The organism is Rhizobacter sp. (assembly GCF_032229685.1).
GTDB lineage: Bacteria > Pseudomonadota > Gammaproteobacteria > Burkholderiales > Burkholderiaceae_C > LMDS01.
The window spans coordinates 247,586-261,314 of the sequence record NZ_JAVTWP010000031.1 but is presented as its reverse complement, the minus strand read 5'-3'; the positions used below and the strand labels follow the sequence as shown (position 1 = coordinate 261,314).

The following is a 13,729-nucleotide window of genomic DNA, read 5'->3' as shown; positions in this document are numbered from 1 at the left end:
GGGCGGCGCCGCTGGCTTGTTCAAGCCTGGTCGGCGGGTTCGGCAGCGCTGAAGTTCACCGCGCGACCGGGCACGACCGTGGAGATCGCGTGTTTGTAGACCATCTGCGTCACGGTATTGCGGAGCAACACCACGTACTGGTCGAAGGACTCGATGTGGCCTTGCAGCTTGATGCCGTTGACGAGGTAGATCGAAACCGGAACGTGCTCCTTGCGCAGCAGGTTCAGGAAGGGGTCTTGTAGGAGTTGCCCTTTGTTGCTCACGATATTCTCCGTGATGAAAGTTCAGAAGCGTTCACGTTAACACAGCCCCCGGGCGCATCTGCTCAAAAGCAGTGCAATCCCCCTGTGGATCGCGGCCTTTAGTCTTTGCTGTCGAAGGGGTTGCGCGACGAGCGCAACTCGATCCGCATCGGTGTGCCGGTGAGCTTGAAATGCTCGCGGAAACGCCCTTCGAGAAAGCGCTTGTAGGTGTCGGTGATGTGATCGAGCGAGTTGCCATGGATCACGATCAGCGGCGGGTTCATGCCGCCCTGGTGCGCGTAGCGCAGCTTCGGGCGGAAAGCCCCGGCGCGTTTGGGCGCCTGGTGTTCGACCGCCTCTTGCAGCAGGCGCGTGAGCACCGGCGTCGACATCTTGCGCGTGGCCGAAGCATGGGCATCGCCGATGGCTTTCCAGACCGGGCCCAGGCCCTGGCGCTTGATCGCCGAGATGTGCAACACCGGCGCGAACTTGAGGAACGCCAGGCGCTGCTCGATCGAGCGCTGCAGCGTTTCGCGCTGGTAGCTGTCGACCGCGTCCCATTTGTTCACGGCCACCGCCACGGCGCGGCCCGACTCGAGGATGTAACCCGCGATGTGCGCGTCCTGGTCGGTGACGCCCTGGGTCGCATCGAGCAGCAGCAACACGACGTTGGCATCCGAGATCGCCTGCAGGGTCTTCACGACCGAGAATTTCTCGACCGCCTCGAACACCTTGCCGCGCCGGCGCAGCCCGGCCGTGTCGATCAGCTCGAACTTCTGGCCATTGCGCTCGAACGGCACCATGATGGCGTCGCGTGTGGTGCCGGGCTGGTCGAACGCGACCAGCCGCTCTTCGCCGAGCCAGGTGTTGATCAGCGTCGACTTGCCCACGTTCGGCCGCCCGGCCACGGCCAGCCGGATCGGGCCGGTCTGCTCCACGGCTTCATCGCCGGCTTCGTCGAACTCGAAGTCGGCCAGTGCCGCTTCGGTCAGGCTGCGAATGCCCTGCCCGTGCGCCGCCGAGATCGGGTGCGGGTCGCCGAGGCCGAGCTCGAAGAATTCGGCCAGCAGCGGCGATTCCGACATGCCCTCGGCCTTGTTGACCGCGAGCACGACCTTCTTGCCCGCCGTGCGCAGGTAGCGCGCGATGTCGTGGTCTTGCCCCGAGACCCCGGCGCGCACGTCGACGACGAAGATCACCGCATCGGCCTCGGCCACCGCCTGGCGCGTCTGCTTGGCCATTTCCTTGACGATGCCCGTCGTGCTGTCGGGCTCGAAGCCACCGGTGTCGACGACGATGAATTCGTGTTCGCCGCTGCGCCCGTCACCGTAGTGGCGGTCGCGTGTGAGGCCGGAAAAGTCGGCCACGATCGCGTCGCGGCTCTTCGTCATGCGGTTGAACAGCGTCGACTTGCCCACGTTCGGGCGGCCGACCACAGCGATGACGGGTTTCATCGGGCGCTTCTATTCGGGGCGAAAAGCGAACAGACCGCCCTTGCGCGTGACCACGAGCATGGTCGTGCCCGAGATCACGGGCGCAGCGACGATCGCACCGCCGTCGGTCGACAGGCGCAGCTGCGCTTCGCCGTTCTCGCGCGAGAGCCAGTGCACGGTGCCGTCTTCGTCACCGAACACGACGGTCTTGCCCACGCTCAAGGGGCTGCTCAGGCCGCGGTACTGAAGCTTGTCCGACGTCCACGCGACGTCGCCGGTGGCCGACTTCCACGCCGTGATGCGGTCGGACGCGTCGGCGCCGAACACGAACTGCGCGTCGGCGGCCACGGCGTCGGTGCCACCGATGTTGCGGCTCCAGACGACGGTGCCCTTTTCAGCGTCGACACAGCCCACCGCGGCCTGGAAGGAGCGCGCGCAGATCATGTCGCCAACCCGGCCGGCCGGGCCGACCAGGTCGGCCAGGCGTTCGATTTCGTTCGCGCCGCGTGGCGAGCCCACCGGCACCTCCCAGCGCAGCGTTCCCTGCAACGGGTCGACGCCGGCCATGCGCGGGCCCTGGCCCACGACCAGCGTGTCCTTGAACGCGGCGAGCACACCGTTCTGCGTGAGCGTGAGCGGGTCACCGGCGCGTTGCAGCGCCCAGAGCTTGCGCCCGTCGATCGCGTCGAAAGCCTGCACGCCGCGGTCGGCGCCAAGCACGAAGACCCGTTCGCCCGCCACCAGCGGCGCCGAGTTCACGCGCACGCCCACGCTCTTGCGCCACTTGAGCTGGCCCTGATCGAATACCACAAGCTCGCCTTCGCTCGTGACGACGGCCGCGAAACGGCCATCGCTGCCGACGCCGGCGCTGAGCTTGCTGCCGGCGCTGCCACGCCAGAGCTCGCGCCCGGTCTGCGCGTCGAGCGCCAAGACCGTGCCGTCGCCGTCGGCGACGACGAAGCTGTCGCGCAGCGACACCACGCCGAGCGGGAACTTGATCGCATCGAGGTTCTTCGTCCAGACCTGGCGGCCCGCGATCTTCGGCGTGAGCGGCTCCAGCGGCTGCGGCTTGGGCTTGCTGCTGGCACACGCGCCCAGCAACAACACGGCACCGAGCAGGGCCAACGAGGCGCGCAGCTTCATGGGCACCGCTCTCACTTCTTCGCCTCGACCGGCGCAGCGCCCAGCACCGTGAGCTTGGCTTCGATCAGGCGCCGGTAGCCGACCTTGGCGTCCAGCGCGGCCCAGGCCTTGGCGAAAGCGGCCTTCGCTTCATCGGTCTTGCCTTGCGCCAGCAGCACGTCACCGCGGCGGTCGGCTGCGAGCGCTTCGAATTCCTTGGCGGTCACGCCGTCGAGCTGCTTCAGCGCCTCGTCGTACTTCTTCAGGTCGAGCAGCAGGCCGGCGGCGCGCAAGCGTGCGACCGACTGGTACTCGGCCTCGACGGCGTTGGCACCCACCCAGCCGAGCGTGGCCAGTGCCGGCTCGAGCTGGCCCTTGTCGAACTGCGCCTTGGCCGCGAGCAGCCCGGCTTGCTGTGTGAACGCGGTGCGCGGGTAGCGCTCTTTCATGTCGGCGAAGATGCGCCCGGCGGTGTCGGCGTCGCCGGTCTGCGCAGCCTTGTCGAGCTCGTCGAACATCGCGCTCGACTTGAGCGACTGCTCGCGCTGCCACCAGTGCCAGCCGTTCCAGGCCGCGTAGCCGGCCAGCACGGCGATCAGCAACCAGGTGATGAGGTTGCCGTACTGCTTCCAGAAGGACTTCAGCTGGTCGAGCTGTTCCTGTTCTTCGAGGTCGAGATGGGTGGCCATGAAAGATCGGTTCTCTTGGGTTTCGCGCGAAGGCGGGATTATGCGGTGCGCAGTTCTGCGGCCCAGCGTGGGGCCTCGGCAAGCGGCAGGCAACGTTGCGGGGCCGTGGCGTCGCGCAGCGCCTTCAAAGTCACTTCGCCACGCGCCAGTTCGTCGTCACCGAAGATCAGCGCGTAGCGGGCGCCGCTGGCGTCGGCACGCTTGAACTGCGTTTTCATGCTGCCCCAGCTCTCGGCACCGGCACCGTGCATCAGCACCGACACGCCGGCTTCGCGCAGTTGCTCGCAAGCCGCCAAGGCAGTGGGCAGCGCCGCCACCGAGGGCACCACGGCGTAGGCGTCGGGCGCCGCCGGCGGCACCCGTACGCCGGCTTCTTCGAGCAGCAACAGCATGCGCTCGATGCCCATGCCCCAGCCCACAGCCGGTGTGGGCTTGCCACCGAGTTGCTCGAACAGGCCGTCGTAACGGCCGCCGCCGCACACCGTGCCTTGCGAGCCGAGCTTGTCGGTGATCCATTCGAACACCGTCAGGTTGTAGTAGTCCATGCCCCGCACCAGACGCGGGTTGATGCGGTAGGCAAGACCCACCGCGTCGAGCGCGGCACGCACGGCGTTCAGGTGCGCGAGCGAATCGGCGCCCAGAAAGTCCATCAGCTTCGGTGCCGCTTCGACGATGGCCTGCATCGCGGGGTTCTTGCTGTCGAGAATGCGCAACGGGTTGCTGTGCAGGCGGCGCTTCGCGTCGTCGTCGAGCAGTTCGGCGTGCCCTTCGAAATGCTGGATCAGCGCCGCGCGGTGGGCGTTGCGTTCGGCGGGCTGGCCCAGGCTGTTGAGCTCGAGGCGCACGTCGCTGTCCCGGATGCCGAGGTCTCGCAGCAGCGCGCGGCACATCAGGATCTGCTCGGCGTCGACGTCCGGCCCGGCGTAGCCGAGCGCTTCCACGTCGATCTGGTGGAACTGCCGGTAGCGCCCCTTCTGCGGCCGCTCGTGGCGGAACAGCGCCACGTGCGACCACACCCGCAGCGGGCCGTTGTAGAGCGTGTTGTGCTCGACCATCGCGCGCACGATGCCGGCGGTGGCTTCGGGGCGAAGCGTGAGCTTGTCGCCGTTCATCGCGTCTTCGAAGGAGTACATCTCCTTCTCGACGATGTCGGTCACTTCGCCCAGGCCGCGCACGAACAACGCAGTGGGCTCGACGATCGGCGTGCGCACGTTGGCATAGCCGTAGCGCGCCATCAGCGCACGCACTTTCGATTCGAACCATTCCCAGCGCGCCGAGTCGGGCGGCAGGAGGTCGTTCATGCCCTTCACCGCCTGCAGCGGCTCGGGTCGTTTGATCTTGGTCTTGTCGGTCATGGTCTGTCGGGATCGAAGGGGAGCTTCGCCACCACACGCAGTGGCGGCGCCGGAACCTCGCGCAGGTGGCTCACACCTGCGCGGTCGGATGCTCCGCGGTCGCCGCGCCGTAGCGTTTGTCGATGTAACGCTCGACGAGCGCGTGGAATTCGGCGGCGATGTTGTCGCCCCGCAAGGTGAGCGCCTTTTCGCCGTCGATGAACACCGGTGCGGCCGGCGCTTCGCCGTTGCCGGGCAGGCTGATCCCGATGTCGGCGTGTTTGCTTTCGCCCGGGCCGTTGACGATGCAGCCCATCACCGCGACCTTCATCTTCTCGACGCCGGGGTAACGCGCTTTCCAGACGGGCATCTGCGCGCGCAGGAAGTCGTCGATCTGCTTGGCCAGTTCCTGGAAGGTGGTGCTGGTGGTGCGGCCGCAACCGGGGCAGGCGGTCACGCTCGGGTTGAAGGCACGCAGGCCGAGGCTTTGCAGGATCTCGAGTGCGACCACCACTTCCTGGGTGCGCGCTTCGCCGGGCTGCGGCGTGAGTGACACCCGGATCGTGTCGCCGATGCCTTCTTGCAGCAGAACCGCCAGCGCGGCGGTCGAGGCCACCGTGCCCTTGGTGCCCATGCCGGCTTCGGTCAGGCCCAGGTGCAGCGCGTAGTCGCAGCGTTTGGCCAGCGCGCGGTAGACGCTGATCAGGTCTTGCACGCCCGACATCTTGCACGACAGGATGATGCGCTCGGCACTCAGGCCGACTTCTTCGGCGCGCCGCGCCGAGGTGATGGCCGAGGTGATGATGGCGCGGTACATGATCTGCTGCGGCTCGTGCGGCTCGGCGAGTTTCGCGTTCGAGTCCATCATCTCGGCGAGCAGTTCCTGGTCGAGGCTGCCCCAGTTCACGCCGATGCGCACCGCCTTGTCGTACTTCGCGGCCGCTTCGATCATCTGCGCGAACTGGCGGTCGTGCTTGTCGCCCTTGCCCACATTGCCGGGGTTGATGCGGTATTTGCTCAGCGCCTCGGCGCAGGCCGGGTAGTCGGTCAGCAGCCGGTGGCCGTTGTAGTGAAAGTCTCCGATCAGCGGCACGTCGATGCCCATGCGGTCGAGCTGCTCGCGGATGTAAGGCACGGCGGCCGCGGCTTCGGGCGTGTTGACGGTGATGCGCACCATCTCCGAGCCGGCGATCGCCAGCTCTTTCACCTGGATCGCGGTGCCGATCGCGTCGACCGTGTCGGTGTTGGTCATCGCCTGCACGCGCACCGGCGCACCGCCGCCCACCAGCACTTCACGCGCACCCCAGCGCACCGGTACCCCGTGCGAATGACGCTGCGCCGGCCTGGCCGGATCGATGAAGTCTTCGAGCAGGCTTCTGGCTTCGTCGCGGATGTCGCTCATGGCGTTGGCAAGCCTTACTTGAGATCGAGCCGGGCCACGTTGTCCCGGGTGAAAGGCCCGAGCTCCAGCGGCTGGCCACGGAACACCACCTTCGTGGCGCCCGCGTTGCCGATTCTGACCTTCAGCGGCATGACCCCGTCGAGGCCCACGTCTTCGCCAGCTTCGACCAGTCGCGAAATGAGAGAGCGGCCGCGCGCATCGGTCACTTCGACCCACGAACGTTCGTCGGCATGCACCTGAAGCACGCCCGCCGGCACGGCTTCGGGCGGGTTGGCCGGCATGTCGCCCGCGACCGCCGATGCAGCCGCCTCGGGCGCGACCGGTGCCGGCAGCGTTTCGACCACGGCCGAAGCCGCTGCGGCAACAGGCGCGGTGATCACGGCCGCCGATGCAGCTTCAGACACGATCGCGGGAGCTTTCGCACCGACTTCGGCCGACAAGCGCTCGCGCGCCGCCGGCACCCAGGAAGCGGGCATGAAGTAGACGGCCAGCGCGGCCAGCACCAGCAGGCCCGCCACCCAGACCAGCGGGCTCGCAAAGCTCACCCACTCGCCCGGTTCCAGCCGACCCGGGCGTTCGCGGAAAGGCGTGTTCAGCCCTTCGGATATCTCTTCGAGGCGGTGGCCACGCGGTGGCGGCATCAGCGCCAGCACCGGGCCGGCATCGACCTTCAGCGTGCGGCACACGGTCTGCGCCAGCGCGCGTGTGAACGTGGCGTCGGGCAACTGGTCGTACTGGTCGGACTCGAGCAGCTCGAGCTTGCGCTGCGACACCTTGATGGCGGCGGCGAGCGCGGCGATGTGCAGGCCCTGCGCCTGGCGCGCCTGGCGCAACAGCCCACCGGCCGTGGTGGCCGCAGGTGCTGCGCCCGAACCGGCCGCGGTCGGTTCACTCATCGTAGGCGCCTCGGGCGAGCAGGCCGGTTTCGCGCGCGTCGGGGAAGCGCCCGCGCAGCTGGTCGGCGAAATCCTGGGCCGCACGCGTGTTGCCCGAGCGGTGTTCGATGCGCGCGGCCAGCCACAGCGTCTGCGCGTTCGCGACTTCGGGCACGGCATTGACGCGCCGCACGTAGAAGCGCGCACGTTCGTAGTCGCCGCGGCGGTAGAGCACTTCTGAGAGATTGACGGCCGTCGACGGGTTGCCCGGGTCGAGCTGGTACGACTTGAGCAAGGTCGCTTCGGCTTGAGGCAACTGCCCGGCCTGCGCCTGGCACACACCCTGGGTCAGCAGCGTGCGCGGCGCGTCGAGATAACGTGGCACCGCCAGCGCCTGCTCGAACATCGCGTTGGCTTCGGGGTAACGCTTCTTCTGGCACAGGTAGTAGCCGAAGTTCTGCATCACGTCGGCGTCGCGCGGGTTCAACTGCAGCGCACGGCGAAAGCTCTCTTCTGCCAGCACGTCGTCACCGAGGTTGGCGTAAATCAGGCCACGCAGGTTGTAGGCGTCGCTCTGGTTCGGGTTGGCGATGATCGCGAGCTTGACCTGGTCGAGTGCGGTCGTCATCTGGCCGCGGCCGAAATAGGCGGCGGCCAGCTCCATGCGCACTTTCGCGCGCTTGCTCCCGTCGGACTCGTCGGACGCGGTGATGCGGTCTCTGGTGCCGTCGGCGCCCGCCTCGGGCAGCGGAGTGCGCGTGGTCACACAGGCCGACAGCAGCGAGGCAAGCAGCAGCACGGCACCGGTTTTCACGAGCGCGGCAGCGCGTCGGGCGTCCAGGCTTGAAGCGATCATCGACGGGCCTCCTGCGCGCCGGCACGGCCGGCCTGTATCGTGTTGGCGACCACCGAACCGCTGCGGTGCACCTGCACCGGCGCCCGGGTCATGCGGGTGTGCGCCTGCGTGCGGTCCTGCACCTCGCCGGCGAGCTGGCCGCAGGCGGCGTCGATGTCGTCTCCCCGGGTCTTGCGCACGGTGGCGACCAGGCCACCGTCTTGCAGCACCCGCGCGAACGCCATGACCCGCTCGCTCGGCGAACGTTTCAGGCCCGACTCGGGGAACGGGTTGAACGGGATCAGGTTGAACTTGCTCGAGACCCGCCGCTCGTCGTTGTGCGACGCACCGGCGCCGACGAGGCGCAGCAGTTCTTGCGCCTGTTCGTCGCTGTCGTTCACGCCGTCGAGCATGCAGTACTCGAAAGTGATGAAGTCACGCGGCGCGGCGTCGAGGTAGCGCCGGCAGGTGGCCAGCAGTTCTTCGAGCGGGTACTTGCGGTTGAGTGGCACCAAGTCGTCGCGCAGCGCGTCGTTCGGCGCGTGCAGCGACACCGCGAGCGCCACCGGGCAATCGGTGCGCAGCCGGTCGATCATGGGCACCACACCTGAAGTGGAGACCGTCACGCGGCGGCGCGAGAGGCCGTAGCCGTGGTCGTCGAGCATCACGCGCAAGGCAGGCACCAGCGCGTTGTAGTTCTGCAGCGGCTCGCCCATGCCCATCATCACCACATTGGTGATGGCGCGCGTGCCTTCGGGCAGGTTGAGGCGTTTGCGCAGGTGGTGCTCGGCGAACCACAGCTGGGCCACGATTTCGCCGGTGCTCAGGTTGCGGCTGAAGCCCTGGTGCCCGGTCGAGCAGAAGCGGCAACCGACCGCACAACCGGCCTGCGACGAGATGCAGAGCGTGCCGCGGTCGTCTTCGGGGATGAACACGGTTTCGACCGCGTTGCCGGCGCCCACGTCGAACAGCCACTTGATCGTGCCGTCGCTCGAGGCCTGCTCGCTCAGCACCGGCATCGCGGTGAGGCAGGCACGGCCGGCCAGCTTGTCGCGCAGCGAACGCGCCAGGTCGCTCATCTGCGAGAAGTCGGTCGCGCCGGACTTGTGGATCCAGCGGAACAACTGCGTCGCGCGAAAGCGCTTCTCGCCGAGTTGCTCGCAGTACGCCGCGAGCGCTTCGCGGTCGAATTCGAGCAGGTTGATCGGCGCCTCGCTCACGGCACGTGCACTCAGCGGCTGTAGACGTTCATGCCGGGGAAGAAGAAGGCGATCTCGACCGCGGCCGTTTCCGGTGCGTCGGAACCGTGCACGGCGTTGGCGTCGATGCTGTCGGCAAAGTCGGCGCGGATCGTGCCCTTGTCGGCCTTCTTCGGGTCGGTGGCGCCCATCAGATCGCGGTTCTTCAGGATGGCGTTTTCGCCTTCGAGCGCCTGGATCATCACCGGGCCGGAGATCATGAAGCTGACCAGATCGTTGAAGAACGGGCGTGCCTTGTGCACCGCGTAGAAAGCCTCGGCTTCGCCGCGCGACAGGTGCGCCATGCGGGCGGCCACGACCTTCAGGCCGGCGCCTTCAAAGCGGGCATAGATCTGACCGATCACGTTCTTCGCGACGGCATCGGGCTTGATGATCGACAGGGTTCGTTCGAGCGCCATGTTCTTCTCCTGAATCTAGGTTTTGCAAAGCCTCAGATTGTAACGTGCGGGTGTCACGCGGCCATGACGGCCGCACTGCGCGCAAGGGCTGGTCAACGCCCGCGGCGGCCGCCGCCACCACCACCGAAGCCGCCGGAATTGCCACCGCTGCCCCCGTATCCGCCACCACCACCGCCGCCGCCACCACCCCGGTTGCCACCACGCCCGCCGCCACCGCCACCGCCACCGCCCCGGTTCCCCTTGCGGTGGAAGGCGTCGGCACCGAAGAAGCCCAGCGAGGTCTGCAGCGGGTCGGGTTGCTTCGGGCCGCTCTGGCCCTTCTTGTTGCTGGGCGGCGGGGCGCTGCCGCCGCCACCGAAGCCGCCGCCGCCACGTCCGAACCCGCGGCCGCCCACCGGGCTGCGCGGGTTGGTGGCAAAGCGCTTGTCGAATGTCTGCTCGAGGGGGTTCGGGATCGACGCCGGGTCGATGTCGAAGTCTGAGTCCTCGTCACGGTCGAAGTCACGCGCGCGTTCGCCACCGTGCGCCTGCATCGACGGCGCGGGCGGCTGCCCTTCCGGGTGGCGGCCACGCGGCGCGTTGCGCGGGCCTCCGTCACGCGGGTTGTCGCGCCGGTTGTTGTTGTTCTGGCGCCCGCCCTGGCGGTCGTTGCGCTGCGCTTGCTGGCCACCGGCAGCACGTTCGTCGCCACGGTCACCCGCTTCACGCGGGCCCTGCCCGGCACCGCCGCTGGCGAGGCGACGGATCGCGCGCACGTCGCCGTCTTCGAGATCGACCCAGACACCGCGCTTCAGGCCCAGCGGCAGCACCACCGTGCCGTAGCGGATGCGGATCAGGCGGCTGACGGTCAGGCCGACCGTGTCGAAGAGCTTGCGCACTTCACGGTTGCGGCCTTCGGTGATGACGACGCGGTACCAGTGGTTGGCGCCGTCGCCGCCGCCTTCTTCGATGGAACGGAAGCTGGCCTTCTGGCCTTCGACGTCCACCCCTTCGAGCAGGCGGGCCTTGTCGTCGGCGCTGAGGGTACCCAGCACGCGCACCGCGTATTCGCGTTCGACGCCGAAGCGCGGGTGCATCAGCTGGTTCGCGAGTTCACCCGAATTGGTGAACAGCAGCAGGCCTTCGGTGTTGATGTCGAGCCGGCCCACCGACTGCCATTTGCCCTGCTGCAGGCGCGGCAGCCGGCGGAACACGGTCGGGCGATTCTGCGGGTCGTCGTTGGTGACGATCTCTCCCACCGGCTTGTGGTACGCGATGATGCGCGGCGGCAAGGGCATGATGCGCAGGCGCACCTGCTTGCCCTTGACCTTGACGCGGTCGCCGAACGAGACCCGCTGGCCCACATGCGCGACCTCGTCGTTGACGGTGACTTCTCCGGCCTCGATCAGTGCTTCCATGTCGCGGCGCGAGCCGATGCCCGACTGCGCCAGCACCTTGTGCAGCTTCGGCGCTTCGGGCTCGGGCTGCAGCACTCGCTTCGGCGCGCCCGGTTCTTCTTCGGCTTCATCCGCGATCGCTTCGGCCGGGGCCTCGCCGGCCACGTCGAATTCACCCGACAGCACCTGGGCGAACAGCGCACCCGCCTGCACCGGCTCGGCCGCCGGCTCACCCTCGCCTTGTGCATCGCGCGCCTCGCCGCGGTTGCGGTCGCGCCGGCCGCGGCGGCGGCCACGCGGGCCGTCTTCACGGGCGCCGGAGGGAGCTTCACCATCGGCAGTTTGTGCGCCATCCCCCGGTGCGGCTTCGGGCGCGGCAGCATCGAGGCCGACTTGCGTCGGGGCCGGCACAGGAACGCCATGCTCGTGATCGTCAGCCTGTCGGGCCATCGGCGGCGTGTCACCGGCCACGGGGACTTCAGCGGCCGCATCAGTGACCTTGGGCGCCGCCCGGCGCCGCTTGGGCTTGGGCGCTTCCGCGGGGGCCTCGGCGACCTCGTCCGAGGCCGGCGCTGCCACCGCTTCGTCGGTCACCTTCACCGCGCGGCGGCGTCGCACCGGCTTGGCGGCTGCCTCGCCTGCCTCTGCGGGCGCCTCTGACTCGGGCACGGCCGAAGACTCTGGGTTGACGTTCATTCTTGCGGTTCCTCGGGGGCGGCGGTGGCCGCTGGGTCTTCTGGCGGGGTCGTGGTGCCGACGGATTCGTCGGCCGGGTCTTCGGCGTGTTCAGGCGGCGCGAGTTCCTCGGCGTCGAAGCTCCGAGGCGCAGTCTCAGACATGTCTTCGGCACTCTCTTCGATCTGCAGCTGGCGCGGGTCGAGCAACGACGGCTGCTCGGCCAGCGCACTCGCCAGCGCCGGGCCATCGGCGCCACCACCGGCCAGCAGCGGCAGCTGCTCGAGGCTGGCGAGGCCGAGGTCGTCGAGAAACTGCTTCGTCGTGGCCAGCAAGGCCGGGCGGCCGGGTGACTCGCGGTAGCCGATGGCTTCGACCCAGCCACGGTCTTCGAGCTGCTTGACGATCTGGCTCGCGACGGTGACGCCGCGAATGTCTTCGATGTCACCGCGCGTCACCGGCTGGCGGTAGGCAATGATCGCGAGCGTTTCCATCACGGCGCGCGAATACTTGGGCGGCTTTTCGGGGTTCAGGCGGTCGAGGTATTCACGCATCTCGGGCCGGCTCTGCAGGCGCCAACCAGTCGCCAGCGCCACCAGCTCGACACCGCGGCCGTCCCATTCGCGGGTGAGTTCGTCGAGCAGGGACCGCAGGGTGTCGGGGCCGAGTTCGTCGGCGAACAGCACGCGCATGTCACGCAGCGGCAGCGGCTGGCTCGCACAGATGAGCGCGGTCTCGAGGACGCGCTTCGCATCCAGACTATTCATGGTCTTTGATCACATTTTCGGCCGGGCGGTGCGGCACAAACATTCAGCTGTTTTCTCGGGGCAGCAAGTTGTCTTCAGCCTCGGCACGGGCCCGCTCTTGTGGCTCGGGCATGGCGTTTCTCGGCTGGCGGCTGGGTGCCGCTTCTCGCGGCTTCCCATGGTGACGCACCAAGGAGTGCGACTCGCTTCAACTGGACTACCGGGTGCCCGCGTGCAGTGCTCGCTGCAGGGCGGGGCTGTTGTTCCAGGAAGGTTCTGCGGCATTGTACCCAACCCGATGCCCGTTGCGGGGCGCCTCAGTGCGAGCCGCCGGCCACCTGTTGCCAGGCTTGCGCCAGGTCGGCCGGCAAAGGCGCATCGAACAGCATTTCGGGGTCGCCGGGCCGCGCCGGGTGCACGAAGCCGAGCTGCACCGCGTGCAGTGCCTGGCGCTGCAGGCCCAAGGCCGGTTTGCCACCGTACACCGCGTCGGCCACCAGCGCATGCCCGCGCGACGCGAGGTGCACGCGGATCTGGTGTGTGCGCCCGGTATGCAGCGTGCAGCGCAGCGCGCTGACCCCCTCGCCACGCGCCAGCACCTGCACGTCGGTTCGGGCCGGCTTGCCGGAAGCGAGCACCGCCATGCGGACGCGCGACTTCGGGTCGCGCCCGATCGGCGCGTCGACGCTGAACGACGCCGCCTCGACCTCGCCGTGCACGATCGCCAGGTAGCGACGGTGCACGTCGCGCGCTGCGATGGCGCGGACCAGTGCGGTCACGGCGGGCAAGGTCTTGCCCACGACCATCAGGCCCGAGGTGTCCTTGTCGAGCCGGTGCACGATGCCGGCACGTGGCAGGCTGGCAGCGCCTCGGTGGTGGGCCAGCAGCGCGTTCAGCAAGGTGCCCGACCAGTTGCCCGCGGCCGGGTGCACGACCATGCCGGCGGCCTTGTTCACGACCATCAGGTGCTCGTCCTCGAACACCACGTCGAGGGCGATCTGCTCGGGCCGGAAAGCGCGGCTTTCGGCCGTAGGCACGAGTTCGACCGACACGATCTGCCCCGCCAGCACCTTGCGCGACGCGGAACTGGCGACCACGCCATCGACCCGCACGTGCCCCTGCTCGATCAGCCCCTGCAGGTGGGTGCGCGAAAACTCGCTCGCCATCGGCACCAAGGCCTTGTCGAGGCGCTGACCATGCAGGGCTTGCGGCACCGCGGCTTCACGGCGCTCGGGCTCCTCGAGCCAGGGCGTGTCGGCGCCTTCGGATTCGTCTGGCGCGGCGCCGGGGCTCTCGGGGCTCGACAGGGGCTCAACCATATAATCGCGCTTCGTTTTCAGACA

The 13,729-nt window shown here is 68.4% G+C and carries 13 protein-coding genes; all 13 read right to left on the bottom strand.

The genetic code is table 11. The features are described 5' to 3' along the window. Nucleotides 1–20: 20 nt before the first annotated feature. Nucleotides 21–263: an RNA chaperone Hfq gene (gene hfq / locus AC30PD_RS12910; RefSeq protein ID WP_489536055.1), complete on the bottom strand. Its 243-nt coding sequence runs from the start codon at nucleotides 261–263 to the stop codon at nucleotides 21–23. Nucleotides 264–361: 98 nt separating this feature from the next. Beyond that, a complete protein-coding gene (der, locus tag AC30PD_RS12905) occupies nucleotides 362–1,696 on the bottom strand; it encodes a ribosome biogenesis GTPase Der (RefSeq protein WP_489536054.1) in 1,335 nt (444 codons plus the stop codon). A 9-nt stretch (nucleotides 1,697–1,705) separates the two neighbouring features. Then, nucleotides 1,706–2,818: an outer membrane protein assembly factor BamB gene (gene bamB / locus AC30PD_RS12900; RefSeq protein WP_489536053.1), complete on the bottom strand. Its 1,113-nt coding sequence runs from the start codon at nucleotides 2,816–2,818 to the stop codon at nucleotides 1,706–1,708. Between the two features lie 11 nt (nucleotides 2,819–2,829). Further along, nucleotides 2,830–3,486 carry a YfgM family protein gene (locus tag AC30PD_RS12895; RefSeq protein WP_489536052.1) on the bottom strand — a complete coding sequence of 219 codons (657 nt, stop codon included), beginning with the start codon at nucleotides 3,484–3,486 and terminating at the stop codon, nucleotides 2,830–2,832. 38 nt (nucleotides 3,487–3,524) lie between these two features. Beyond that, nucleotides 3,525–4,841 carry a histidine--tRNA ligase gene (hisS, locus tag AC30PD_RS12890; RefSeq protein WP_489536051.1) on the bottom strand — a complete coding sequence of 439 codons (1,317 nt, stop codon included), beginning with the start codon at nucleotides 4,839–4,841 and terminating at the stop codon, nucleotides 3,525–3,527. Nucleotides 4,842–4,911: 70 nt separating this feature from the next. Next, nucleotides 4,912–6,222 (bottom strand): flavodoxin-dependent (E)-4-hydroxy-3-methylbut-2-enyl-diphosphate synthase, encoded by a 1,311-nt coding sequence (ispG, locus tag AC30PD_RS12885; protein WP_489536050.1) that lies wholly within the window; start codon nucleotides 6,220–6,222, stop codon nucleotides 4,912–4,914. Between the two features lie 14 nt (nucleotides 6,223–6,236). Then, a complete protein-coding gene (locus AC30PD_RS12880) occupies nucleotides 6,237–7,118 on the bottom strand; it encodes a RodZ domain-containing protein (RefSeq protein ID WP_489536049.1) in 882 nt (293 codons plus the stop codon). After that, on the bottom strand, nucleotides 7,111–7,953 hold the full coding sequence (gene pilW, locus AC30PD_RS12875; RefSeq protein ID WP_489536048.1) for a type IV pilus biogenesis/stability protein PilW: 843 nt from the start codon (nucleotides 7,951–7,953) through the stop codon (nucleotides 7,111–7,113). Before pilW ends, AC30PD_RS12880 begins: the two co-directional genes overlap by 8 nt. After that, complete coding sequence (gene rlmN, locus AC30PD_RS12870; protein WP_489536047.1) at nucleotides 7,950–9,152, bottom strand: dual-specificity RNA methyltransferase RlmN; 1,203 nt, start codon at nucleotides 9,150–9,152, stop codon at nucleotides 7,950–7,952. Before rlmN ends, pilW begins: the two co-directional genes overlap by 4 nt. Before the next feature lie 11 nt (nucleotides 9,153–9,163). Then, complete coding sequence (gene ndk / locus AC30PD_RS12865; RefSeq protein WP_489536046.1) at nucleotides 9,164–9,589, bottom strand: nucleoside-diphosphate kinase; 426 nt, start codon at nucleotides 9,587–9,589, stop codon at nucleotides 9,164–9,166. A 92-nt stretch (nucleotides 9,590–9,681) separates the two neighbouring features. Then, complete coding sequence (locus AC30PD_RS12860; RefSeq protein WP_489536045.1) at nucleotides 9,682–11,661, bottom strand: pseudouridine synthase; 1,980 nt, start codon at nucleotides 11,659–11,661, stop codon at nucleotides 9,682–9,684. Next, complete coding sequence (gene scpB / locus AC30PD_RS12855; protein ID WP_489536044.1) at nucleotides 11,658–12,407, bottom strand: SMC-Scp complex subunit ScpB; 750 nt, start codon at nucleotides 12,405–12,407, stop codon at nucleotides 11,658–11,660. The genes AC30PD_RS12860 and scpB overlap by 4 nt, the downstream gene beginning before the upstream one ends. Nucleotides 12,408–12,703: 296 nt before the next feature. Further along, nucleotides 12,704–13,705: an RluA family pseudouridine synthase gene (locus AC30PD_RS12850; RefSeq protein ID WP_489536043.1), complete on the bottom strand. Its 1,002-nt coding sequence runs from the start codon at nucleotides 13,703–13,705 to the stop codon at nucleotides 12,704–12,706. Between the last annotated feature and the right edge of the window lie 24 nt (nucleotides 13,706–13,729).